This is a genomic window from Arsukibacterium perlucidum DSM 18276, assembly GCF_000382165.1.
GTDB lineage: Bacteria > Pseudomonadota > Gammaproteobacteria > Enterobacterales > Alteromonadaceae > Alishewanella > Alishewanella perlucidum.
On record NZ_KB907710.1, the window covers coordinates 1 to 22,645 of the forward strand.

The 22,645-nt window shown below is 49.2% G+C and carries 24 protein-coding genes, 1 tRNA gene and 1 pseudogene; 16 read left to right on the plus strand and 10 right to left on the minus strand.

The features are described from left to right. A pseudogene (locus tag H141_RS21130) lies at nucleotides 1-231 on the plus strand (IS4 family transposase); the annotation flags it as partial. A gap of 65 nt (nucleotides 232-296) precedes the next feature. On the opposite strand, the gene accC reads toward H141_RS21130, so the two are convergent. From accC to H141_RS0108895, 4 genes are all read right to left on the minus strand, one after another. Continuing rightward, nucleotides 297-1,640, minus strand: a complete 1,344-nt coding sequence (gene accC / locus H141_RS0108880; RefSeq protein WP_019675905.1) for an acetyl-CoA carboxylase biotin carboxylase subunit — start codon at nucleotides 1,638-1,640, stop codon at nucleotides 297-299. A 16-nt stretch (nucleotides 1,641-1,656) separates the two neighbouring features. Further along, the gene (accB, locus tag H141_RS0108885; protein ID WP_019675906.1) at nucleotides 1,657-2,118 is read right to left on the minus strand and encodes an acetyl-CoA carboxylase biotin carboxyl carrier protein; all 462 of its coding nucleotides are present in this window, start codon (nucleotides 2,116-2,118) and stop codon (nucleotides 1,657-1,659) included. A gap of 15 nt (nucleotides 2,119-2,133) precedes the next feature. After that, nucleotides 2,134-2,595, minus strand: a complete 462-nt coding sequence (gene aroQ / locus H141_RS0108890) for a type II 3-dehydroquinate dehydratase (RefSeq protein ID WP_019675907.1) — start codon at nucleotides 2,593-2,595, stop codon at nucleotides 2,134-2,136. A gap of 274 nt (nucleotides 2,596-2,869) precedes the next feature. Beyond that, a complete protein-coding gene (locus tag H141_RS0108895; RefSeq protein WP_019675908.1) occupies nucleotides 2,870-4,657 on the minus strand; it encodes a protein-disulfide reductase DsbD in 1,788 nt (595 codons plus the stop codon). Between the two features lie 322 nt (nucleotides 4,658-4,979). Between H141_RS0108895 and H141_RS0108900 the strand changes: the two genes are divergently transcribed. The 3 genes from H141_RS0108900 (at nucleotide 4,980) to H141_RS0108910 (ending at nucleotide 7,760) form a co-directional block, all read left to right on the plus strand. Continuing rightward, the gene (locus H141_RS0108900; protein WP_019675909.1) at nucleotides 4,980-5,270 is read left to right on the plus strand and encodes a co-chaperone GroES; all 291 of its coding nucleotides are present in this window, start codon (nucleotides 4,980-4,982) and stop codon (nucleotides 5,268-5,270) included. Between the two features lie 66 nt (nucleotides 5,271-5,336). After that, nucleotides 5,337-6,974, plus strand: a complete 1,638-nt coding sequence (gene groL, locus H141_RS0108905; protein ID WP_019675910.1) for a chaperonin GroEL — start codon at nucleotides 5,337-5,339, stop codon at nucleotides 6,972-6,974. Nucleotides 6,975-7,208: 234 nt separating this feature from the next. Continuing rightward, nucleotides 7,209-7,760 (plus strand): DUF3016 domain-containing protein, encoded by a 552-nt coding sequence (locus tag H141_RS0108910; protein ID WP_019675911.1) that lies wholly within the window; start codon nucleotides 7,209-7,211, stop codon nucleotides 7,758-7,760. A gap of 8 nt (nucleotides 7,761-7,768) precedes the next feature. On the opposite strand, the gene H141_RS0108915 is transcribed toward H141_RS0108910, so the two are convergent. Continuing rightward, nucleotides 7,769-8,068 carry a hypothetical protein gene (locus H141_RS0108915; RefSeq protein ID WP_205620365.1) on the minus strand — a complete coding sequence of 100 codons (300 nt, stop codon included), beginning with the start codon at nucleotides 8,066-8,068 and terminating at the stop codon, nucleotides 7,769-7,771. 140 nt (nucleotides 8,069-8,208) lie between these two features. After that, on the minus strand, nucleotides 8,209-8,517 hold the full coding sequence (locus tag H141_RS0108920; protein WP_019675913.1) for a hypothetical protein: 309 nt from the start codon (nucleotides 8,515-8,517) through the stop codon (nucleotides 8,209-8,211). Nucleotides 8,518-8,693: 176 nt separating this feature from the next. On the opposite strand from H141_RS0108920, the gene H141_RS0108925 reads away from it, so the two are divergent. Beyond that, nucleotides 8,694-9,104, plus strand: a complete 411-nt coding sequence (locus H141_RS0108925) for a MerC domain-containing protein (RefSeq protein ID WP_026349341.1) — start codon at nucleotides 8,694-8,696, stop codon at nucleotides 9,102-9,104. On the opposite strand, the gene H141_RS0108930 is transcribed toward H141_RS0108925, so the two are convergent. The 3 genes from H141_RS0108930 to rsgA all read right to left on the minus strand — a co-directional run bounded on the left by H141_RS0108930 (nucleotide 9,101) and on the right by rsgA (nucleotide 11,942). After that, nucleotides 9,101-9,805 carry a glycerophosphodiester phosphodiesterase gene (locus tag H141_RS0108930; RefSeq protein WP_019675915.1) on the minus strand — a complete coding sequence of 235 codons (705 nt, stop codon included), beginning with the start codon at nucleotides 9,803-9,805 and terminating at the stop codon, nucleotides 9,101-9,103. The genes H141_RS0108925 and H141_RS0108930 overlap by 4 nt on opposite strands. 225 nt (nucleotides 9,806-10,030) lie before the next feature. Continuing rightward, nucleotides 10,031-10,888, minus strand: a complete 858-nt coding sequence (asd, locus tag H141_RS0108935) for an archaetidylserine decarboxylase (protein WP_019675916.1) — start codon at nucleotides 10,886-10,888, stop codon at nucleotides 10,031-10,033. A 19-nt stretch (nucleotides 10,889-10,907) separates the two neighbouring features. Further along, a complete protein-coding gene (gene rsgA, locus H141_RS0108940; RefSeq protein WP_019675917.1) occupies nucleotides 10,908-11,942 on the minus strand; it encodes a small ribosomal subunit biogenesis GTPase RsgA in 1,035 nt (344 codons plus the stop codon). A 111-nt stretch (nucleotides 11,943-12,053) separates the two neighbouring features. Between rsgA and orn the strand changes: the two genes are divergently transcribed. From orn to H141_RS22085, 3 genes are all read left to right on the plus strand, one after another. Next, nucleotides 12,054-12,605, plus strand: coding sequence for an oligoribonuclease (orn, locus tag H141_RS0108945; protein ID WP_026349342.1), 552 nt, complete (start codon nucleotides 12,054-12,056; stop codon nucleotides 12,603-12,605). 66 nt (nucleotides 12,606-12,671) lie between these two features. After that, nucleotides 12,672-12,747 (plus strand) — tRNA-Gly (locus H141_RS0108950). An 83-nt stretch (nucleotides 12,748-12,830) separates the two neighbouring features. Then, nucleotides 12,831-13,031: a DUF1289 domain-containing protein gene (locus H141_RS22085; protein WP_083923047.1), complete on the plus strand. Its 201-nt coding sequence runs from the start codon at nucleotides 12,831-12,833 to the stop codon at nucleotides 13,029-13,031. Here H141_RS22085 and queG read toward each other — a convergent pair. Next, on the minus strand, nucleotides 13,000-14,133 hold the full coding sequence (gene queG / locus H141_RS0108960) for a tRNA epoxyqueuosine(34) reductase QueG (protein ID WP_019675920.1): 1,134 nt from the start codon (nucleotides 14,131-14,133) through the stop codon (nucleotides 13,000-13,002). The two genes, H141_RS22085 and queG, sit on opposite strands and share 32 nt — an antisense overlap. Before the next feature lie 304 nt (nucleotides 14,134-14,437). Between queG and tsaE the strand changes: the two genes are divergently transcribed. The 8 genes from tsaE (at nucleotide 14,438) to hflC (ending at nucleotide 22,604) form a co-directional block, all read left to right on the plus strand. Beyond that, complete coding sequence (gene tsaE, locus H141_RS0108970; protein ID WP_019675922.1) at nucleotides 14,438-14,899, plus strand: tRNA (adenosine(37)-N6)-threonylcarbamoyltransferase complex ATPase subunit type 1 TsaE; 462 nt, start codon at nucleotides 14,438-14,440, stop codon at nucleotides 14,897-14,899. Beyond that, nucleotides 14,886-16,193, plus strand: coding sequence for an N-acetylmuramoyl-L-alanine amidase (locus H141_RS0108975; protein WP_026349344.1), 1,308 nt, complete (start codon nucleotides 14,886-14,888; stop codon nucleotides 16,191-16,193). The genes tsaE and H141_RS0108975 overlap by 14 nt, the downstream gene beginning before the upstream one ends. 2 nt (nucleotides 16,194-16,195) lie before the next feature. Further along, nucleotides 16,196-17,947, plus strand: coding sequence for a DNA mismatch repair endonuclease MutL (mutL, locus tag H141_RS0108980; RefSeq protein ID WP_019675924.1), 1,752 nt, complete (start codon nucleotides 16,196-16,198; stop codon nucleotides 17,945-17,947). Continuing rightward, nucleotides 17,944-18,870, plus strand: a complete 927-nt coding sequence (gene miaA / locus H141_RS0108985; protein ID WP_019675925.1) for a tRNA (adenosine(37)-N6)-dimethylallyltransferase MiaA — start codon at nucleotides 17,944-17,946, stop codon at nucleotides 18,868-18,870. The genes mutL and miaA overlap by 4 nt, the downstream gene beginning before the upstream one ends. Before the next feature lie 91 nt (nucleotides 18,871-18,961). Continuing rightward, entirely contained in the window at nucleotides 18,962-19,225 is a 264-nt protein-coding gene (gene hfq, locus H141_RS0108990; RefSeq protein WP_019675926.1) for an RNA chaperone Hfq, read from the plus strand. A gap of 18 nt (nucleotides 19,226-19,243) precedes the next feature. Continuing rightward, the gene (gene hflX, locus H141_RS0108995; protein ID WP_019675927.1) at nucleotides 19,244-20,539 is read left to right on the plus strand and encodes a ribosome rescue GTPase HflX; all 1,296 of its coding nucleotides are present in this window, start codon (nucleotides 19,244-19,246) and stop codon (nucleotides 20,537-20,539) included. A gap of 40 nt (nucleotides 20,540-20,579) precedes the next feature. Further along, entirely contained in the window at nucleotides 20,580-21,719 is a 1,140-nt protein-coding gene (gene hflK, locus H141_RS0109000) for an FtsH protease activity modulator HflK (protein ID WP_019675928.1), read from the plus strand. 3 nt (nucleotides 21,720-21,722) lie between these two features. Further along, a complete protein-coding gene (gene hflC / locus H141_RS0109005) occupies nucleotides 21,723-22,604 on the plus strand; it encodes a protease modulator HflC (protein WP_019675929.1) in 882 nt (293 codons plus the stop codon). The last annotated feature ends 41 nt before the right edge of the window (nucleotides 22,605-22,645 follow it).

A 22,645-nucleotide genomic window follows, 5' to 3' on the forward strand; every position in this document is an offset into this window, starting at 1 on the left:
ATCTCGCCAAGCCAGCTAAGCTTCAAGGAGGCTGCCAGTCACATCGTGTTCCAGCTCGCCACATTACCTTATGTGTCACCGGGCCGTATTCCACGAGTGGTAATGGATATTACGGCAATGGCTTCATACTTCCTGCTGCCCGGAAGACGAGAGCGATGTTATCCCCGCTGCGTAAAATCAAGCAAATTGAAGTATCCTGTCAGAAAGAAAAATGCCGGTCAGCTTAACTGACCGGCATTACGCAATTGCGGCCTTTATTCTCAGCTAAATGCTGCTGGTGGAGCAATCAGTCGTCTTTACTTCATTCCCAGTTTTTTCTCAAGGTAATGAATATTAGTGCCGCCTTTGCAAAACTCAGTATCGCGCATAATATCTTTGTGCAGCGCAATATTGGTTTTAATACCTTCCACCAGCAGTTCGTCCAGAGCGTTACGCATCCGGGCGATAGCAATATCACGGCTCTCACCGTAGGTAATCAGCTTGCCGACCATTGAATCATAGTTTGGTGGTACGGTGTAATCAGCATAGATATGCGAATCCCAGCGCACGCCATTGCCACCGGCCGGGTGGAAACGGGTAATTTTGCCCGGCGAGGGCATAAAGGTTACCGGATCTTCAGCGTTGATCCGGCACTCTACGGCATGGCCGCGGATCACAATGTCTTCCTGCTTCAGGGTTAATGGCATGCCAGAGGCAACCCGTAACTGTTCTTTAATCAGGTCAACGCCAGTGATCATCTCGGTAACCGGGTGCTCTACCTGAATCCGGGTGTTCATCTCGATAAAGAAAAACTCGCCATTTTCAAACAGAAACTCGAAGGTGCCGGCGCCGCGATAATTCATTACTTTACAGGCGTCTACACAGCGGCCACCGATAAAAGCCCGCAGTTCAGGCGTAATGCCTGGCGCAGGTGCTTCTTCTACCACTTTCTGGTGGCGGCGCTGCATCGAACAATCACGCTCACCTAAGTGAATGGCGTTACCCTGGCCATCGGCCAATACCTGAATTTCGATATGGCGTGGGTTTTCCAGGAATTTCTCCATGTACACCATATCGTTGCCAAAAGCCGCTTTGGCTTCGGCTTTGGTCATCTCGATAGAACTGACCAGCTCTTCTTCGCTGCGAACCACCCGCATACCGCGACCACCACCACCGCCAGACGCTTTGACAATAATCGGATAGCCAATTCGCTTAGCAATGGTTTTGTTGGTAGCAGGGTCGTCGCCTACTGCGCCGTCTGAACCCGGGACACAGGGTACGCCGGCTTTTTTCATTGCTTCAATCGCGCAAACTTTATCGCCCATCAGGCGGATAGACTCCGGGTGCGGGCCGATAAACACCAGGCCACTTTCTTCTACCTGCTGGGCAAAGTCGGCGCGCTCAGCTAAGAAACCATAGCCCGGGTGAATGGCCTGAGCGTTAGTTACTTCTGCCGCGGCAATTAAGGCCGGAATATTTAAATAACTTTGTGGTGACGGGGCCGGGCCAATACAAATGGTCTCGTCGGCCAGCAGCACATGCTTTAAGTTACGGTCAACAGTGGAGTGCACCGCTACCGTTTTGATACCGAGTTCTTTGCAGGCGCGTAAAATACGTAGTGCAATTTCTCCCCGGTTGGCAATTAGGACTTTTTCTAGCATCGGTCAGCCTTTTTGGTTATTCGAGAATAAATAACGGCTGATCAAATTCGACCGGGTCGCCGTTTTCAACCAGAATTTCTTTTACCACGCCTGCTTTATCAGACTGGATTTGGTTCATCATTTTCATCGCTTCAACGATACATAAAGTATCACCTACTTTAACGCTCTGGCCTACTTCAACGAAGGCTTTAGAGGTAGGTGAGGCTGCCCGGTAGAACGAGCCGACCATCGGAGATTTAACAACCTGACCACTGGCTACCGGCTTTGCTGGCTCTGCGGTTACTGCTGCAGGTGCTGCAGCCGGAGCAGCTGCTTGCATTTGTGGCTGGGCGTATTGGATTGGTTGCATAGGTGCATAATGTTGGACCGGGCTGTTACGGCTGATCCGCACTGACTCTTCGCCTTCAGTAATTTCCAGCTCAGAAATGCCTGATTCTTCGAGCAGTTCGATCAATTTTTTAATTTTTCTAATATCCATGTCTGTCGCCTGATGTTAGTTAATTTTTTTGGTTGTTTGTAATGCTGTTACCGCTGCGTCGAGTGCATAGTGATAACCTTTGGCACCGAGGCCGCAGATCACCCCACGGGCAATATCAGCTAAATAAGAGTGTCGCCGGAACGCTTCCCGGGCATGCACGTTGGACAAGTGAATTTCGATAAAAGGTATTGCTACTGCCAACAGGGCATCACGAATTGCCACGCTGGTATGAGTGTAGGCACCCGGATTAATTAAAATAAAATCCTGCTTACCCAGGCTTTGCTGAATTGCCGCAATGAGTTCGTGTTCAGCATTCGATTGAAAGTGGCTAAGGCTAACGTTCATTGAACTGGCCTCGCTTTCCAGCGCACTGACAATATCAGCCAGACTGGCAGCCCCATACACGCCGGGCTCGCGCACGCCTAGCATGTTCAGGTTTGGGCCATTTAACAATAAAACTCGGTAATTTGCCGCCATTTGTGCTGTATTTCCGCTAAATGTAATGAATAAGCTTTATCTTACGAGAGCCAGCGTCAAAAAGCATCTGTTTGCTTAGTTCGCAACATTAAAGCGGCCCTTTATCACCAGATAAGCGCCTTATTATAGTGAAATCGTGACAAATGGCAGCAAAATACTGGTCTTATCAGCCAGAGTGGTTAAATAACAAGCAGTATCGAAGGTGTGGATTAAACAAGTAGCGCTGGCCTGCACCTTGCTAAAATGCAGGTAACAGGCCAGCGCCCGCCCGATATCAGGGAGTGGTTAATGCCGCTAAGTGCTCGGCGAATGGGGTTGCTGCCATAAAGCCGGTTACCCGGGCATTGGTTAACTCTTCACCATCCGGGCTGAAAAATAATAAGGTGGGTAACCCCAGCACCTGATAATGATTCAGCAGCTTTTCATCAGAGCGGGTCATCTTAGTAACATCTATTTTAATCAGGCGCATTTTGCTGGTATGAGCCTGTACTTGTTCTGCCGGAAAGGTAAATTGCTCAAATTCCTTGCAGGCAATACACCATTCAGCATAGAGATCGACCAGAGTATATTCATTGGCGGCTTTTGCTGCTGCCAGTTGTTGTTCCAGGCCGGCTAAATCGGCAACCTCAATAAACTGGCCCTTGCTATTTTCGCTGCTGGCAGCGCCAGTAACCGGTTGGCCCGGGCCAAAGTACTGCCAGTTGAACAATACGGTAACCAGCAGCAGAAGCAGGCCAAATAGCATCATGCCGGCTTTGGCGGTACTGCTCTGCAGTTCAAATAGCAGCTTAAATAAATAACCACAAATTAACAGGCTGAGTAAAGATGCCAGTATTACCACCTGCCAGAACGGCAAAATCCGCTCTAACAGGATGATCGGTACCAGCAACAGCACAAAACCAAAAGCGGTTTTAACAATATTCATCCAGGCACCGGCTTTGGGTAGTAACTTGCCACCAGAAGTGCCAAGTAGAATTAACGGTATACCCATGCCCAGGCTGAGAACATATAAGGTCAGTGCTCCCAGCATTAAGTCGCCACTTTGCGCCACATACAATAATGCTGCCGATAAGGGGGCTGTGGTACATGGCGAGGCAATGAGGCCAGATAATGCGCCCATTACAAAAGCACCTTTTAAACTGCCACCCTGCTGCTTATTACTTGCCGCCCGGACTTTCGCCTGCCAGCTTGACGGCAACTGAAAATTAAAGCCGCCAAACATAGCCAGTGCCAGTAAAACAAAAATAACAGCCGCGCTAATTAGCACGGCAGGGTGCTGCATCCAGGCCTGGAACTTCACCCCTAAACTGGCAACCACCAGCCCCAGGGCCGAGTACATAATAGCCATACCCTGCACATAACTGAACGATAAGCTAAAGGCGCGGCGGGTACTGAGTTGTTTACCCTGACCAACAATAATACTGCTTAAAATAGGGTACATCGGGAACACACAAGGGGTAAATGCCAGGCCAAGGCCTAACAGAAAAAATACCCCCATATTCAGCCAGATTGAGCCACTGCTAAGCCGGTCTGCCAGGCTAAACTGACTGGATATCAGCGTGTCTGCCGCCGCAGTTGGTGCAGATTCTGCAGCATTGCTAACAACAGATAACGGAATTTCTTTATTAACCGGCGGGTAGCATAAACCTGCTTCAGCACAGCCCATGTATTGGATCCGTAAAAAAGCGTCGTCGCTGATATCAGACAAGGGAATGCGCAAGGTCAGCTGGTGGTAGTACACCTCTGTTACCCCGAAAAACTCATCTTCAATTTGGATGCTGGCCGGGTAAGTGGGGTGAGAAAAGCTGACAGCCACGCCGCCATATTTAAACTTATCGCGGTACATATAGTAGCCATCAGCGATGGTCCAGTTAACGACAAGCACGTCATCCTGCTGGCGGAAATCCATCACAAAGGCTTGATCTACTGGCAGAAAACTGTCATCTGCTTGTAGCAGGCTGTCAAGTACTGAGCGCTGCTGCGCCTGGCTGGGAGCAGAAGTCAGCGACAGGCCAAGCAGAGAAAACCACAATAGAAATGGCAGCAAAAAAACTTTATACATCAATTAAACCTTCCTGTTGATAGCGGGATCTCTAGCATAATTAAGCGCTACTATACGTTAATGCGAGTGTACGTAAATAACGGCTTATTGGTCTTGTTAAATGCGACCAACCTCTGCAGGTTATAGACCTGCTGCATCAGGCTATTATTTCAATGATTACTTAATTAAACCTGAAGAATACCCTTCGGGCTTTTTGGGTTTGTTCCGGGGAGCAAGAATTTTTTAGTTTGCCCCTTGGATTTTTTTCGCTGCCGCCCCATATACCGAACACACATTTTAACACCCATGTTAAAACTCAAAAAACGCTTTAGGAGATTAGAGCATGAATATTCGTCCATTACATGATCGTGTCATCATCAAACGCTTAGAAGCAGAAAGCAAGTCAGCGGGTGGCATCGTCTTAACTGGTGCTTCTGCCGAGAAATCTAGCCGTGGCGAAGTCATTGCGGTTGGCAATGGTCGCATTCTGGATAACGGTGACGTGAAGCCATTAGATGTAAAAGTTGGCGACAAAGTATTGTTTGGTGCCTATGTAGAGCGCACTGAAAAAGTAGACGGACAAGAGTTTGTGATCACCAAAGAAGATAATATTTTAGGTGTGATCCTCGATTAAGTTGCGCTGTTTAAGCTGCACATTAACTCATCGTTTAACTTGAAACTGAATTAAGGAATTTTAAAAATGGCTGCAAAAGACGTACGTTTTGGCGACGAAGCTCGCAATAAAATGCTTAAGGGCGTGAACATTCTGGCAAACGCGGTTCGGGTAACCCTGGGTCCGAAAGGCCGTAATGTGATTCTGGATAAATCTTTTGGCTCACCAATGATCACTAAAGATGGTGTTTCGGTAGCCAAGGAAATTGAACTGGAAGACAAGTTCGAAAACATGGGCGCGCAAATGGTGAAAGAAGTTGCTTCTAAAGCCAATGACGAAGCCGGCGACGGTACCACTACCGCTACAGTATTAGCCCAGAACATTATTAATGAAGGCGTCAAAGCCGTTGCTGCCGGCATGAATCCAATGGATTTAAAGCGTGGTATTGATAAAGCTGTGATCGCTGCAGTAGCAGAGCTGAAAGAGTTGTCACAACCTTGCGCTGATACCAAAGCTATTGCCCAGGTTGGTACCATTTCAGCTAACTCTGACGAAGAAATCGGTAAGATCATCGCTGATGCCATGGATAAAGTGGGCAAAGAAGGCGTGATCACCGTTGAAGAAGGCCAGGGTTTAGCCAACGAGCTGGACGTGGTTGAGGGTATGCAGTTTGACCGTGGTTACCTGTCTCCATACTTCATCAATAATCAGGAAGCCGGCCAGGTAGAACTGGACAGCCCGTTTATTCTGACAATTGATAAGAAAATCTCTAATATCCGTGAGTTATTACCGGTATTAGAAGGCGTGGCGAAATCAGGCAAGCCATTGTTAATTATTGCTGAAGATTTAGAAGGCGAAGCCTTAGCGACACTGGTTGTTAACAACATGCGCGGCATCGTCAAAGTGTCTGCAGTTAAGGCGCCTGGTTTTGGCGACCGTCGTAAAGCAATGCTGCAGGATATCGCAACCTTAACCGGTGGTACCGTTATTTCTGAAGAAATTGGTATGGAACTGGAAAAGGCCACCCTGGAAGATTTAGGTACGGCGAAGCGGGTTGTGATCACCAAAGACAACACCACTATCATTGATGGAGCAGGTGAGCAAGGCGCTATTGACGGCCGGGTGAAGCAAATTCGCCAGCAAATTGAAGAAGCCACCTCTGACTACGATAAAGAAAAGCTGCAAGAGCGTCTGGCCAAACTGGCTGGCGGTGTCGCGGTTATCAAAGTGGGCGCGACCACTGAGATGGAAATGAAAGAGAAAAAAGCCCGGGTTGAAGATGCGCTGCATGCAACCCGCGCTGCAGTGGAAGAAGGTGTGGTACCTGGAGGCGGTGTCGCCTTGGTACGCGTCGCGGCCAAGCTGACCAGCTTAACCGGTGCCAACGAAGACCAGACTCACGGTATTAAAATTGCGCTGCGTGCGATGGAAGCACCACTGCGTCAAATCGTGGCCAACGCCGGTGAAGAGCCGTCAGTGGTAGTAAATAAGGTAAAAGAAGGCTCAGGTAACTACGGTTACAACGCCGCTACCGACGTGTACGGCGATATGCTGGAAATGGGTATTCTGGACCCAACCAAAGTAACCCGTTCAGCACTGCAGTTTGCTGCGTCTGTTGGTTCACTGATGATCACCACTGAAGCGATGATTACTGAACTGCCTAAAGACGATGCTCCTGCTATGCCTGATATGGGCGGCATGGGTGGCATGGGCGGCATGATGTAATCCTGCCCCGCTTTTATAGAAGCTCCCGCTAATCCCGGGAGCTTTTTTTTAGTACAATTTTATACACAATCCCCCTACTTTTAATACAAATTCGCACAGCAGGAACAGCTGGTTATGCTCTATAGTATGACAGCAAGCTAAACTTAACATCGTGATCGTGGTCTATAGGCACAGCGTCGTTCGAAAGTGATATAAACACTGGTATCAGATCGGGCTGACAAGTGGGAGGTAGTGATGAAAACATTTTTGATAGCAACATTGGCCCTGGCATTATCAACGCCTGCATTCAGTAACGCCGAAGCAGGGGCCGAGCTGGAACTGAACTGGCAAGAGCCGGAAAAATTCACTGATATCCGCGCTGCCAATGACTCCCGTAGCCGTTTTCAGGAGCGGGTGCAGCGCAATTTTGAAAAGTTTTTTCAGGAAATGGCCAATGAATTACCTGAAGGTTACAGCTGGCAGGTAACGATTACCGATATTGATCTGGCGGGTGAAGTTGACTATTTCGTTACCAATACCGGCCAGGCTATCCGGGTAATTAAAGAAATTAATTCACCAGCGATTCGCTTTAATCACTTGCTGCGTGATCAGTATGGTGAAGAAGTGACCGGCGGTGAAGAACGCTTCCGCGATATGGGCTTTATGAGCAGAATGTCACCACGCGGCAATACACCTGAGTTTGAATTTGAACGGGTGATGCTGCAAGACTGGTTTAAAAAAGAACTACAGCCGAAAATAACTGAACACGCCGCGTTACCTGCCAAGGTGAGTAATCCAGAGCGTTAAGTTTTTAACTAAAGAAAGCGGGCAATATTGCGGTAAATTTCCAGTGCCTGCTCTCTGGTAAGTTGGCCGGCAGAAGCTGCCCGGCCAATAGTACTACTTACCCGGACACTTTCTGAGCTACGTTCTGTTGGTTGTTGTGGCTGCGCTGCCGGACTCTCAGCCACCGCATTAGCTGCAGCGGCGGCAATACTGGTCTGGCGAGAAGCTGCATCTGCCAGCAATGGCGCTGCGGTCTCTGCGCGGCTGGTGTTCAAACTCCGAGTGCCAGAAACGCTTAAACTGTTAATAGTAACTGTGTTAACTACCATAACCTGCTCACTACCCTGCCTGGCGTTACTTGCCAATATTAAGCATAGTAACCTTTGCTGATTTTTCCAGTAGCCCCTGTAAACAAACTCTTGTTTGCGGCCGCTTGCCAGGCATGACTTATATCGTGACTGACTAATGGCTACTTATTAACAACCATGCGAAACTCAGCCAGTGTTTTATGCAGTAGTTGAAGCTGTTTTACCACCCTGGCCAGGGTAGCGGTATTAAATTGCTGGCTTTGCCGGATTGCGGCAACCTGCTCAGCCGCTTCGCTGAGATAAGGCATAAAACGATTACTGTTCACTATGAAGTCGCTGCTGGCAGGAAAAATACTCTGGTGTTTCGCCCGGCCTTGCTGTTGTAACTGCTCTAATACAGCATCGGCATCTAACGCTTTGCGGTACAGCTCTTTCAGGTTTTCATCAAGTTGAGATAATAAGGAGTCCATAACAGGCCTGATTAAATTAAAGTGGCGCCATTATGCCACAAGCGGCAAAGCCGATCAGCTTCGGCAAGTAGCTGTTTGCACCGACCATCCAAACTAATTATGGCCCAGCCGTTTATTTGTGTTTTGATTTGTTATATTATATCGTTTTACCGGTTTCAACCCAGCAGGTTTATATCGTGTTAGCCAGAGCCAGAGTGTTATTTGATAAAGTGGGCATTACCGTGACGTCGCTGTGCGCGATTCATTGTATTATGCTGCCGGTATTATTGCCGGTATTACCACTGCTTGGCTTAACTGTTAGCCACAACCATGCGTTTGAACGCGTGATGTTGCTGATCACTATGGCACTCGGTTTTGTCGCGCTGTTTATCGGTTTTCACCGTTATCACCGTAAGCTCTATCCTTTCTATTCATTGTTTTTAGGTGGTTTTATCTACTGGCAGCGCGATGTATGGGGCCATGAATACGAACATGCCGTGCTAATTGTCGGCGCCTCGCTGGTGGTGCTGGCGCATATAATGAATATGCGGCTCTGCAACCAGTGCGGGAGCTGCGACACCGAACACCACGCCGACGAACCCGCTTAAACAGCGGGTTTTTTGTTTGCCAGCTTCCGGCTTCTTGCCGGGTAATTACTGAAAATACCATCGACGCCATATGCTGTTAAGCGCTGGATATCATCGGGTTGATCTACGGTGTAGACAAATACTTTTAAACCGCGGGCTTTAGCGTCGGTAACAAAAGCCTGGTCAATAAAACTGACATCACAATGCACGCTATAGGCTTGCAGCTCGCTGGCAAAGGCGGCGTAGTCTAACGGTAATGAGGCGGTTAGCGCGCCCAGCTTTAGCTGTGGCCGTGCTTGTTTAAGAGCGGCCAGCAGGTGATGGTTAAATGACGAAATAACCAGGCTTAGCGGATCAAACCCCAGTTGCTGTTCGGCTTTATCCAGCAGGGCTAGTAGCGGCGCTACCGTGTCCTCGCCTTTTAATTCAATATTCAGCCAGCATTTGCCATGGGTAAGCTCAAGTACCTGCCACAGGGTTGGAATACGCTGGCCCTGACCGGCATCGAGTTTCATTAGCCCGGCTAAACTATATTGATAAATACTGCCTGTACCATTGGTGGTCCGCTCTAGATGGTGATCATGAATAACAATAAGCTCGCCTTGCACAGCAAATACATCTATCTCAATCGCATCTGCGCCCTGAGCTATGGCTTGCTCAATAGCCAGCAGGGTGTTTTCCGGGTAATCGCCACTGGCGCCGCGATGGGCAATGATTTGCATTGTGTGATCTCCATTTCTCCGAACGCTGGCTGCCACTCCGTACATTTCTACTGTGACACGCCGTGAACCCATCCCTGGGGGCTCGTTTATAAACTTCATCCATGAAGTTTACCCTATGGGCCAGCGAAGCTGTTTAAATGCGTTCCTTACGCATTTATCCGCCCATCCGGGGCTTCAACGGTCACAGCAGAAAGTACATACGCGTCAGCCAGTACAGTTGTTATATCAGTTAATATCGGCAAAAGGCGCGCCCATCCGGGTGACGGTGCCGGGCTGTTGGTCAGCCAGAAAATCTACTTTGCCAGCCGGGAAGGCCAGTACCACGGTAGAACCTAGTTTGAAGCGGCCCATTTCAGCCCCTTTTTCCAGTTTAACGGCAGTATTACCGGTTGCCGGGTAGCTCCAGCGGAAAATGGTTTTGCCGGTTGGTGGGGTGATAGTGCCGGCCCAGACTGTTTCAATGCTGGCGACGATAGTGGCACCCACTAATACCAGCGCCATCGGGCCGAAATCAGTATCAAAAATGGTAACTACCCGTTCATTGCGGGCAAATAAATCTGGTACATTTTCAGCTGTTAATGGATTTACCGAAAACAGCTCGCCCGGGATATAGATCATCTCGCGCAGGGTGCCACTTACCGGCATATGAATACGGTGGTAATCTTTTGGCGCCAGATAAATAGTGGCAAAAGACCCACCGGCAAAGGGCGCTGAGGTTTGCTCCAGGCCGCCAAGCAGGCTTTGCAATGAATAGGTGTGATTTTTTGCCTGTACCAGTTTGCCATCAACAATAGGGCCTAACTGACTGATAGCACCATCGACCGGGTGGGCGACAATATCCGGATCGCTGGCCAGTGGCCGGATACCGTCTTTTAACGGCCGGGTAAAAAACTCGTTAAAGCTGGCGTAATCCTCTGCCCGCTCGAACTGAGCTTCACTCATATCAATCTTATAGGCGCTAATAAACCGCTTGATCAGAAAATGGCTGAACCAGCCAAGTTCAGCAGCCGCCACTTTGCCGGCCAGACGCGATATCAGATGCTTAGGCATCAGGTATTGCAGGGTGATTTTTAATTTATCCATAGGGTTTTTAACCTTTAACTTAAAAATAATTCGGTTTGTCCTGCGCCATACTGGCGAGGATTTTTAAATAACTGTCGTAGCGTTCGCTGCTGATTTCACCTTGCTGCACTGCATGCTGGATAGCACAGCCCGGGTCATTAACGTGCTTACAATCGCGGAATTTACAGCGACCAAGCCAGGGCTGAAACTCGATAAAACCTTCAGTAACTTCTTGCTCGCTTAAGTGCCACAAGGCGAATTCGCGAATGCCGGGTGAGTCTATTAAATCGCCGCCCTCTGGCAGATGATAAAGCCTTGATACGGTAGTGGTGTGCTGGCCCAAACCAGAGTTTTCCGATACTTCGCGGGTAGCTGCGGTCAGGCCTGGCATCAGGTTATTCATCAGCGATGATTTACCTACGCCGGATTGGCCAACAAAAATACTGGTACCGCTGTGAATTTGCTGCAGCAGTTCTGGCATGCCCTGGCCGGTTTTGGCGCTTACCAGCAGATAATCATAGCCAATTTTCTGGTACAGGCTAAGTTGCTCATTTAGTTGCAGGTGCTGCTCGGCAGTCAGCAAATCTACTTTATTGATCACCAGCAGTGGTTTAATGTGGGTCATTTCGGCGGCGACTAAATAGCGGTCAATGATGTTCAGCGACAGTGCCGGTAAAATGGCCGAGACAATAATCATTAAATCAATATTGGCTGCTACCGGCTTTAACCCATCGTAGAAGTCGGGGCGCAGTAGTACTGAACTACGATCTTCCACTGCGTCTATTACCCCATCGATACTGCCGGTGCTTTGCCGGGCGCGGCGCCAGACCACTTTGTCACCAGTCACTACTGAGCTGATGGTACGGCGCATGCTGCAGCGCACGATTAAACCATGGCTGTCTTCAATGTCGGCATGTTGGCCAAAGCGGCTGATAACCAGGCCGGGTTCTGCAGCCAGTAGAACATCGTCATCCCATTGAACGGCTTTAACTTTTTTATTGCCCCGCAGCCGTTTTTGCTCATTCTGGGCAATCCGGTCAGTCTGGCGTTTGGTCAGGTGTTTTTTTTTGGTCACGTGCTGGTTTTACCGTTGTGCGCAACAAGGCGCTATCAGTGTTAAGCTTAAGGCGTGTATCATACCTGCAATCTGAATTTGAACAAAGCAGCGCGCACTTGAGGAATGGATATGGCAACAAATGACAGCAACTTAGTCTGGCTTGATTTAGAAATGACCGGGCTGGAACCAAAAACTGATGTTATTTTAGAGATGGCGACCATTGTCACCGACAGCCAGCTTAATATTCTGGCCGAAGGGCCGGTATTTGCTATCAGTACTTCGGCCCGGATCCTGGATAATATGGACCCATGGTGTGTTGAGCAGCACGGCAAGAGTGGCTTAACTGCCCGTTGTCTGGCCAGTAACGTCAGCCTGGCAGAAGCGGAAAAGCAAACTGTTGCGTTTTTAAGCCAATATGTGGCAAAGGGTAAATCGCCAATGTGTGGCAACAGCATTGGCCAGGACCGGCGGTTTTTAGCTGAATATGCGCCGACCCTGGAAAGCTATTTTCATTATCGGAATCTGGATGTTAGTACCGTAAAAGAACTGGCCCGACGTTGGCATCCGGAAGTACTTAACAAGGTACAGAAAACCGGTGCTCATCTGGCGCTGGACGATATTCGTGAGTCGATTGCTGAATTAGTAACCTATCGCCAATATTTTTTCAAATTACCGGCATAAAGTGCTTGCATAAGCCTGCTGATTTTGTAAAATGCGCGCCATCACAACGCAACAGCGTTGACCGATGCGAGTATAGCTCAGCTGGTAGAGCGCGACCTTGCCAAGGTCGAGGTCACGAGTTCGAACCTCGTTACTCGCTCCAAATTCGAACAAAAAGCCGCTTTTAAGCGGCTTTTTGTTTTTCAGTTTTGCTACACTCAAACCAAAGAAATTGTGCGAGCAAATATGGTTGAATCGCCTTGTGTCCGAAATTGTTGCCTGGATCAACAAGACTGCTGTTTAGGCTGTGGCCGGCTGTTGGCTGAAATACTGGAGTGGCATCAGGCGTCCGGGCAGCGGCAGCTGCAAATTGTGCAGCAGGCGCAAGCGCGGCTGGCTGCCAGCCAACCTGGCCTTATGCATCCCGTGGCAACCCCTTCTGAATAATCCTGACCAGCCTTTCGGTTGTACGCGGTAGTAAATTCTCTGCCTGCCAGCTTTTACGTTTTTGTTGCGCCAGCGCCCAGTCAATATGTTCCAGCACCAGCGCCGAACTATCTGTTCTTGCTTGTTGCAAAGCGTCAGTAATTTCACTCTGATACGGTGCATTGCCAAGCGCCACCGCGATATTACGCTGCCAGCGCTCAAAGCCAATCCGCCGGATAGCGCTGCCTTCGGTCAGCCTTAAAAAGGTTGGCTCATCCCAGCCGAATAACTGCAGTAAATCCTGGTGCTGCCACTGTGGCCGGCGCTGAAAATCACTCTCGATACTCAGCGGTGCATCACGGTTTTCCGGGCAAACCAGCTGGCAATCATCACAGCCATAAATCCTGTTGCCAATTAACGGGCGTAGTTCTTCCGGAATAGCTGTTTTCAGCTCAATAGTTAAATAAGATATGCAACGGCGGCCGTCAACAACATAGGGCGCAACTATGGCCCCGGTGGGGCAACTGGTAATGCAGGCCACACAACTGCCGCAATCACCCTGATGCGGCTCATCGACCGGTAGCGGAATATCAATCAGTAGTTCACCCAGAAAAAACCAGGAGCCAACGCCCTGTTCCAGCAGTAAGCTGTGTTTTCCCACCCAACCTAAACCTGCGCGCTGGGCCAGTGGCCGCTCCAGCACTGGTGCTGAGTCTACAAAAGGCCGGAAACTGAGCTCGGGTAGCTCGCTGCTGATTTTTAACGCCAGTTGTTTCAGACGGTTGCGTACTAATTTGTGATAGTCACGGCCCAGCGCATAACGGCTGATATAGGCTTTGGCCGGGTCAGCAAGATTAGTGGCAAACCCAGCCTGGCCAGGCAGATAGTCCATCCGGACACTTAACACCCGTAAGGTACCAGGCAGTAGTTCAGCAGGGCGGGCCCGTAACAGGCCATGCTCGGCCATATAATGCATATCACCGTGATAACCTTGCTCCAGCCAGGCCTGCAACCTGGGTTCTTCAGTGGTTAAATCGGTGGCAGTTATACCCAGATGCTGAAACCCCAGCTCGCGAGCCCATTGCTTAATTTGCAGGGCAAGCTGCTGGTAATCGGTAGCCATAGCGGTCAATCCCCTGGCGCTTTTTTTGAAATGAGCATTACTTTAACATAGCGTTTTAACTGACGGGAACCGGTTATTCATTTTCTGGTCAGAGTTTTCAGGTAATACTGTTTCAGGCAATAAGGGTTCAGTTAATAAGGTTTCAGGTAATACGGGCTGCCAGCTAGCGGTTTTGCTGGCCGGACTTTGCCATAGTTTGTTAACATGGCGCCAGAAGTGCCGAAATTGGCCAAAACAACATTTGAATTGAGGCAACGTGGTAACTGAACATATGACGGCGCGCCCATCTGAGCAGACGCCTGGGTTGAAAAAAGTATTGGCAGATGAAGCTGCCACCTTACAATTGGCGGCCAGGCTGGCGACACAGCTGCATGGAGGGCTGGTGTTGTTTTTACATGGTAGCCTGGGGGCGGGCAAAACCACTTTCAGCCGTGGCATTTTGCAGACCCTGGGGCATCAGGGTAATGTCAAAAGCCCGACTTATACCCTGGTTGAGCCCTATCAGTTGCCGGCGTTAACCGTATACCATTTTGATCTATACCGGCTGGCTGATCCTGAAGAGCTGGAGTTTATGGGGATCCGGGATTATTTCAATGGCCAGAGCTTGTGTTTGCTGGAATGGCCTGAGCAGGGCCAGGGATATTTACCTGAACCCGATCTCGACATACACTTAAGCTATCTTGGCGCGCAAAGGCAGATAGTGATAAGTGCTGGCACTGCCGCTGGCCGCGCCGTAATAGATGCGATAAGAGATGATGAAAAATAATAATAAATTTCTTAGCTGCGCCGGCTTAACCATTATATGGTTTTTTTCAGCGTTTAGTTATGCAAGTAATCAGGTACAAAGTATCCGGATCTGGCCATCGCCTGATAACACCCGGGTGGTGCTCGATTTGGCCGCAGCGCCGCAATATAAAAGCTTTAGTCTGGATAATCCCGACCGCCTGGTAATAGACCTCAGTAATATTGAAGGAAGTGGCTCATTACCTAAAATTGATGGTGATTCAAAGCTGATTAAAGCTATTCGCAGTAGCGGTGACAGCAACAGTATGCGTATCGTATTGGATTTAACCAATAAGGTGAAACCGACAGTTTTTTCGTTAACTCCCACCGCGCCCTATGGCCATCGGCTGGTAATAGATTTACCGGATCAGCAACGCACCGAGAGCCGACCGCCGCCAAGTATCCGGGCTGCGCGTGACATTGTTATCGCCATTGATGCCGGCCATGGTGGTGAAGACCCGGGCTCTATTGGACCCAGTGGTATTTTTGAGAAAAACCTGACCTTACCAATCGCCAACCGGCTGGCTGAACTGATTAACAAAGAACCGGGTATGCGGGCAGTGATGGTGCGTACCGGCGATTACTTCATCCACGTTAACCGCCGGACAGAAGTTGCCCGTGGCCAGCAAGCAGATTTACTGGTTTCAATCCATGCGGATGCCTTCACCTCGCCGCAGCCGAAAGGTGCCTCGGTATGGGTGTTATCTTTGCGCAGGGCAACCACAGAAGTAGGTAGGATGCTGGAACAAACGGAACGTCATTCTGAGCTGCTGGGTGGCGTGGCAGAAGTTATCCGGGATTCTGCAAATGAACGTTATCTGGCACAGACCGTGCTGGATTTATCGATGAATCACTCGATGGTAACTGCTTATCAGGCCGCTAATCAGGTACTGACTGAATTAGGGAAGATAACCTCACTGCATCAGGCTAAACCGCAAGCTGCCAGTTTTGGGGTACTGAAATCACCTGATATTCCGTCCATTCTGGTGGAAGTGGGTTTTATTTCCAATCCAAACGATGAGAAACAGTTAAAGTCGGCCAGTCATCAGGCCCGTTTAGCTCAATCGTTGCACCGGGCGCTAAAGCGGCACTTTGAGCTGGCGCCGCCCGCTGATTCAATGTTTGCCCAGCGCCGGGCCCGCGAGCATAAAGTGCAGGCCGGCGAATCACTGTCTTTGTTAGCTCAGCGATATGATGTGTCGGTTGACGCGCTGCGCAACCACAATAAATTGGCAAATGACAGCATCCGGATTGGTCAGGTATTACGGATCCCCTGAACATGACTATTAAAATCCTGCCGCCACAACTGGCAAACCAGATTGCCGCCGGTGAAGTGGTAGAAAGACCTGCCTCGGTGGTTAAAGAGTTGGTAGAGAATAGCCTGGATGCCGGCGCCAGCCAGATTGATATCGATATTGAAAAAGGCGGCAGCAAACTTATCCGCATTCGAGACAATGGCTCCGGCATTGCCGAGCAGGAGCTGGTATTAGCACTGAGCAGGCACGCTACCAGCAAAATAACTGAGCTGGATGACCTGGCTCAGATAACCAGCCTCGGTTTTCGGGGTGAGGCCCTGGCCAGCATCAGCTCGGTATCACGTTTAACCCTGACTTCAAAACCCGCGGGCCAGTTAGCTGCCTGGCAAGCGCAGGCCGAAGGCCGGGATATGGCGGTAACAGTTAAACCGGCGGCCCACCCGGACGGCACCAGCATAGAGGTGGTTGACTTATTTTTTAACACGCCGGCCCGGCGCAAGTTTCTGCGCACTGATAAAACAGAATTCAGTCATATTGATGAACTGATAAAGCGGTTGGCTCTTAGCCGGTTCGATGTTAGCTGGCAGTTAAACCACAACGGTCAGAGTGTGCGCCGTCTGCCGCAGGCAACCTCAGATAACGCCCGGCGAAAAAGAGTGGCTATGCTTTGTGGCAGAGCGTTTGCTGAGCAGGCAGCCTATATTGAAAACAGTTGTGGCACCATTAAGCTTAGCGGCTGGCTTTTAGCGCCGCAGGCTTGTCAGAGTCAGCCTGTTTGCCAGTATAGTTACGTTAATGGCCGGATGATGCGCGATAAATTGCTGAATCATGCTATTCGTCAGGCATATGGTGAGCTGCTGACAGCAGAGCAGCAGCCCGGATTTGTCTTGTATCTGGAAATTGCGCCAGCAGAGGTCGATGTCAATGTGCATCCGGCGAAGCATGAAGTGCGCTTTCATCAGGCGCGGCTGGTGCATGATTTTGTGGTCAGCGCCCTGACAGATGCATTAGCACAATTGGCAGATGAGCAGACTATGCCGCAGCCTCAGGTGGCTGACACTGCGGCCGCTTATCAGGTAACCGCAGTTGGCGGGGTGGCCGGCCCCAGGCAATCCGGGGTGAAGCCTGGTAGCTGGTCAGCAGGCAGTCGTTCGTCGGGGAGTCGGGAATCTGGTGCAGCTGAAAACCCTGGTCTACTGCAGGCTCATCAGCAAATACATTATTTACAGGGCCAGTATGCGGCAGCCAGTAATGGGGGTGCGCCTACTGCTGAGCCTGCATTGTTAATATTACCTGCGGGGCAAGGCTTCGCCGTGACCCGGGGCCCTGATGGTCTGGTACTGTTAGATTTGGCTGCAAGTGTAGCACCACTCTGGCTGGCCGATAACAATAAAGCACCGTTGTTGCTGCCGCTGCGCTTACAGCTGACTGATTCTGAAAAGCAGCAGCTAATAGCAGCAGCAAGCCTGCTGCAACAACTGGGTTTTGATATTCTACTTAAAGACAACACTGCTATTGTCAGAGCAGTTGCGCCCTGGTTACGTTCGACATCGCTCAGTCAGTGGTTACTGCATGCTTTGCCATTGCTGCAAGCTGCTAAACCTGTTGTCAGCAGCCAGGCTTTATTGTCTATGCTACTTTCATCGAATTGGCTTAGTAGCGCTGCACTGATAAACTATTTTGCCGGAATGTTAACAGACGACAGTAAGTGGCTGGCGGTACCGTTAGACCTCAGCAGCAGCATTATGGCGTTAAGCCAGCAAGGGCAACAATGACTAGCGCCTTACCCGTTATTTTTATTATGGGCCCTACCGCGTCGGGTAAAACGGCGTTGGCGATAGAGTTGTTTAAACGGCTTTTTGCAGAAATTATCAGTGTCGATAGTGCACTGATATACCGGGGTATGGATATCGGTACTGCGAAACCAACAGCTGAAGAGTTATTGCAGGCGCCGCATCATTTACTGAATATTCTGGACCCTGTGCAAAGTTATTCTGCAGCTGATTTTCGGGATGACGCGCTGCGTTTAATTAATGACATTCAGCAGCGGGGCAAGATACCAATACTGGTTGGTGGCACCATGTTGTATTTTAAAGCTTTGCTGGAGGGGATATCGCCGTTACCGGCAGCTGATAGTAATGTCAGAGCCGCATTGGAGGCCGAAGCCGCCAGCTTTGGCTGGCCGGCGATGCACCAGCAGCTGCAGGACATTGATCCTGTTGCGGCGGCGCGAATTCATCCTAACGATCCGCAGCGAATTAATCGTGCGCTTGAGGTTTACCGGCTAACCGGCAATACCATGACAGAATTAACTGTACAAAAAGGGGAACCTTTTCCATTTAAAGTACACCAATTTGCCATTGCGCCAACTGATCGCGCAATGTTGCATCAGCGTATTGCCGACAGGTTTCAGCAAATGCTGGCGAACGGTTTTGAACAGGAAGTGGCAGCTTTAAAAAGCCAGCCACAATTACATGCAGATTTGCCGTCGATGCGTTGTGTTGGCTATCGTCAGGTTTGGCAGTATCTGGATGGCGAGTTTGGTTACGACGAGATGAAAGCAAAAGGGATTGCGGCCACCCGGCAACTGGCGAAACGACAGTTGACCTGGTTAAGAGGATGGCCGGAGGTTACCTGGCTAAAAAGTGAAGCAGAACCGGTAGAAAACTTGCAAGCGGTACTTTCTTCGCTAAGCTAAGTAAGATGGAAAAAAAAGTTAGCTTTAACAACTTGAAATAAAAAAAATAATACCAATATACAGCTCACTAATAAAAAAAGGAAAGCGGCACATGGCAAAGGGCCAATCTTTACAGGATCCATTTTTAAACACCTTAAGACGAGAGCGCATTCCGGTCTCTATTTATCTGGTGAATGGAATTAAACTTCAGGGGCAGATTGAGTCTTTTGACCAATTCGTCATTTTGCTGAAAAATACAGTAAGCCAAATGGTTTATAAACATGCCATTTCTACGGTTGTGCCATCCCGCGCTGTCAATACTATGGTTAGCCATGGCGCTGGTCAAAGCGACAGTGAAGGCGAGGACGTGGAATAACGCCGGGAGCAATAGCGCTTGTTTGATTTAGCCGAGCTTGCAGAACAAGCCATTCTGGTTCATGTAAACTTTCCGCAAGAGCATAGCAACGAAGATTTGCAGGAGCTTACCATGTTGGTAGCTTCTGCAAATGTGACTTCGATGCAAATTATTACTGCTAATCGCCGTGCGCCTGATACCCGACTATTTGTCGGTTCTGGTAAAGCGCAGGAAATAAAAGATGCTGTCGAGCAATTTGAGGCTTCGGTAGTTATTTTTAATCACATTCTAAGCCCCAGCCAGACTCGAAATCTGGAGCATTTATTGCAAGCCAGAGTGATCGATCGTACCACCCTTATCCTTGATATTTTTGCTCAGCGGGCCCGGACTTATGAAGGTAAGTTGCAGGTTGAGTTGGCGCAGCTGCAACATTTAGCGTCACGCCTGGTGCGGGGCTGGGACAATGCTGAGCGCCAGAAAGGTGGTATTGGCTTACGGGGACCGGGCGAAACAAGGCTTGAAACTGACCGGCGTTTGTTACGGGAGCGGGTGAAAGCTTTACTGCAGCGCCTGGATAAAATTGGCTTGCAACGAGAGCAGGGGCGGAAATCACGGCAACGAAGTGCTACACCTGTTGTGTCTATTGTCGGCTATACCAATGCCGGTAAGTCAACATTATTTAACCGTTTAACCTCGGCCAGCGTTTACGCAGCAGACCAACTTTTTGCCACGCTCGATCCCACTTTACGCCAGGTTAAACTTGATAATTTCGGGCCAATAGTACTGGCTGACACTGTAGGTTTTATCCGCCATTTGCCGCACAATCTGGTGGCGGCATTTAAATCGACTTTGCAGGAAACCCGTGACGCTGATTTACAACTGCATGTTATTGATGCTGCCGATCCGCGAAAAGAAGAAAATATTGCTTCGGTTCAACAAGTGTTAACAGATATTGACGCTGCTGAGGTTCTGCAACTGCAGGTATTTAATAAAGTAGATCAGATGGGGCAGTCTGCCCGTATAGACTATGGTGATGATGGTCTGCCGCGGGCGGTGTATTTGTCAGCATTGACCGGCGAGGGGATGCAGCTGCTGCAGCAAGCCATTGCCAGCTTGTTATCAACTGAGCATTTACAGCTAAGGTTGGCGTTGCCGCCAAATTGTGCATCCTGGCGGGCAAAATTTCATGAGTTGCAGGTTATTAGTACTGAACACTTTGATGATGCCGGTGTTTGTTGGTTGGAGATCCGGCTGTCATTGGCGCAATGGGCCCGGATGTTAAAGCAAAGCGATGGCGAGCTGGAAAACTATATCGTCATAGCGCCTGTTATTTGATACATTAACCGTTAATTTATAACTTGAGATGGAGTTAAACATGGCTTGGAATGAGCCGGGTAACAATGGTAAGAACAACGACCCCTGGAAACAGGGCGGTCGTGACCAGGGTCCACCCGATTTAGATGAAGTATTCCGCAATTTCGGTAAGAAATTTGGTGGTATGTTCGGCGGTGGTAATAAATCATCAGGCAACGGTGCTTCAGCAGCGTTTATCCTGATCTTGGTTATTGCTGCTGTGGTTTGGGCTATCAGTGGCTTTTATACCATTAAAGATGCTGAACGCGGGGTAATTCTGCGTTTTGGTCAATATCACACAGAAGTGGGTGCCGGTATTCACTGGAAACCAACTTTTATTGATTCGGTTACCCCGGTAAACGTCCAGGAAGTTAAATCACTGCGTTCAGATGGCTTTATGTTGACTCAGGACCAAAACCTGGTGCGGGTAACTTTTGAAGTACAGTACCGTATCTACAACGCACGTGATTATCTGTTTTCCGTAGTGGATGCTGACCGTAGCCTGGGTGAGGCTACTGATGCCGCGCTGCGTTTTGTTATTGGTCATTCAATTATGGATGACGTATTAACCCGTGGTCGTGAGGTGGTTCGTCAGAATACCCGTCAGGAACTGGAATCGATTATTGCGCCATACAAAATGGGCTTAAACCTGGTTGATGTTAACTTCCGTGATGCGCGGCCACCGGAAGAAGTGCGTGATGCTTTCGATGATGCCATCAAGGCGCAGGAAGATCAGGAACGTTTTGTGCAGGAAGCTCAGGCTTATGCACGGGAAATTGAACCTCGGGCCCGTGGTCAGGTTAACCGGGTAATGCAGGAAGCGGAAGCTTACAAACAGCAAATTGTCTTAAAAGCTCAGGGTGAAGTTGCCCGCTTTGAACAATTGCTACCTGAGTATCTGGCTGCACCAAAAGTTACCCGTGATCGCTTATATCTGGAAACGATGGAAGCGGTATACAGTAACACCTCGAAAGTAATTGTTGATGTTAAAAATGGCAATAACATTATGTATTTACCATTAGACAAGTTAATGAACCAATCTGGTGGAAATAGCAGTAGTGGCAGTGCAAACCCAATGCCGTTACCAGCCCGCAGTACCGACAACACGTCGCCGCGGCAGGATACTTTGCGCAGCAGTACCACGCGTAGCGGGAGGGGCTAAGTTATGAAAAATTTTATTATCGCTATTGTGGTAGTGGTCGCTATTATCGTGGTCTCTGCATTATTTGTAGTACCGGAAGGACAGCGTGCCATCGTTACTCAGTTCGGTAAGATCCAGCGGGACGATGCCGGTCAGGTAGTGGTATATGAGCCTGGCTTGCACCTTAAAATCCCAATGATTGAGGTGGTGCGTAAACTTGATTCACGGGTGCAAACTCTGGATGATCAGCCTGACCGCTTTGTAACTGCAGAGAAAAAAGACTTATTGGTCGACAGCTATGTGAAATGGCGGATCAAAGATTTTGGTGCTTATTTTCTGTCTACCGGTGGTATTACTTTACAAGCTGAAGTGCTGTTAAAACAGTATATCAATAACGGCCTGCGTACTGAGTTTGGTGCCAGAACTATTCAGGAAATTGTATCCGGCGAGCGGACGCAGTTAATGGAAAGTGCTTTGGCGCAAGCCGGCGTTGCTGCAAATGAGCTGGGTATTGAGGTTATTGATGTTCGGGTTAAGCAAATTAACTTGCCAACAGAAGTCAGCACTTCGATTTTCGCCAGAATGAGAGCAGAACGTGATGCAGTAGCGCGGGAACATCGTTCTCGTGGTATGGAAGAGTCAGATATTATCCGCGCAGATGTTGACGCCCGGGTGACCATTATGGTGGCAGATGCAGAGCGTAATTCGCGCACGGTGCGTGGTCAGGGCGATGCTCAGGCTGCAAAAATTTATGCCGATGTGTATAACCGCAATGCTGAGTTCTACTCTTTTGTGCGTAGCCTGGAAGCCTATAAAAACAGCTTTAAAGATAAAGATGATATTATGGTGGTTCAGCCTGACAATGACTTCTTTAAATATATGAAGTCAGATAAAGTACAAAACTAGTTATAACTGAAGATTAAAAAAGGCCCGAAAGGGCCTTTTTT

Bases quoted from the DNA above. Each gene is read 5' to 3' on its own strand.
- miaA (WP_019675925.1), top strand. From the start codon at position 17,944: ATGACTAGCGCCTTACCCGTTATTTTTATTATGGGCCCTACCGCGTCG.
- H141_RS0108900 (WP_019675909.1), top strand. From the start codon at position 4,980: ATGAATATTCGTCCATTACATGATCGTGTCATCATCAAACGCTTAGAA.
- H141_RS0108920 (WP_019675913.1), bottom strand. From the start codon at position 8,517: ATGGACTCCTTATTATCTCAACTTGATGAAAACCTGAAAGAGCTGTAC.
- groL (WP_019675910.1), top strand. From the start codon at position 5,337: ATGGCTGCAAAAGACGTACGTTTTGGCGACGAAGCTCGCAATAAAATG.
- accB (WP_019675906.1), bottom strand. From the start codon at position 2,118: ATGGATATTAGAAAAATTAAAAAATTGATCGAACTGCTCGAAGAATCA.
- hflK (WP_019675928.1), top strand. From the start codon at position 20,580: ATGGCTTGGAATGAGCCGGGTAACAATGGTAAGAACAACGACCCCTGG.
- H141_RS0108975 (WP_026349344.1), top strand. From the start codon at position 14,886: ATGATGAAAAATAATAATAAATTTCTTAGCTGCGCCGGCTTAACCATT.
- orn (WP_026349342.1), top strand. From the start codon at position 12,054: ATGGCAACAAATGACAGCAACTTAGTCTGGCTTGATTTAGAAATGACC.
- aroQ (WP_019675907.1), bottom strand. From the start codon at position 2,595: ATGGCGGCAAATTACCGAGTTTTATTGTTAAATGGCCCAAACCTGAAC.
- hfq (WP_019675926.1), top strand. From the start codon at position 18,962: ATGGCAAAGGGCCAATCTTTACAGGATCCATTTTTAAACACCTTAAGA.
- H141_RS0108915 (WP_205620365.1), bottom strand. From the start codon at position 8,068: ATGGTAGTTAACACAGTTACTATTAACAGTTTAAGCGTTTCTGGCACT.
- asd (WP_019675916.1), bottom strand. From the start codon at position 10,888: ATGGATAAATTAAAAATCACCCTGCAATACCTGATGCCTAAGCATCTG.
- H141_RS0108910 (WP_019675911.1), top strand. From the start codon at position 7,209: ATGAAAACATTTTTGATAGCAACATTGGCCCTGGCATTATCAACGCCT.
- H141_RS22085 (WP_083923047.1), top strand. From the start codon at position 12,831: ATGGTTGAATCGCCTTGTGTCCGAAATTGTTGCCTGGATCAACAAGAC.
- mutL (WP_019675924.1), top strand. From the start codon at position 16,196: ATGACTATTAAAATCCTGCCGCCACAACTGGCAAACCAGATTGCCGCC.
- accC (WP_019675905.1), bottom strand. From the start codon at position 1,640: ATGCTAGAAAAAGTCCTAATTGCCAACCGGGGAGAAATTGCACTACGT.
- hflC (WP_019675929.1), top strand. From the start codon at position 21,723: ATGAAAAATTTTATTATCGCTATTGTGGTAGTGGTCGCTATTATCGTG.
- queG (WP_019675920.1), bottom strand. From the start codon at position 14,133: ATGGCTACCGATTACCAGCAGCTTGCCCTGCAAATTAAGCAATGGGCT.
- H141_RS0108895 (WP_019675908.1), bottom strand. From the start codon at position 4,657: ATGTATAAAGTTTTTTTGCTGCCATTTCTATTGTGGTTTTCTCTGCTT.
- H141_RS0108930 (WP_019675915.1), bottom strand. From the start codon at position 9,805: ATGCAAATCATTGCCCATCGCGGCGCCAGTGGCGATTACCCGGAAAAC.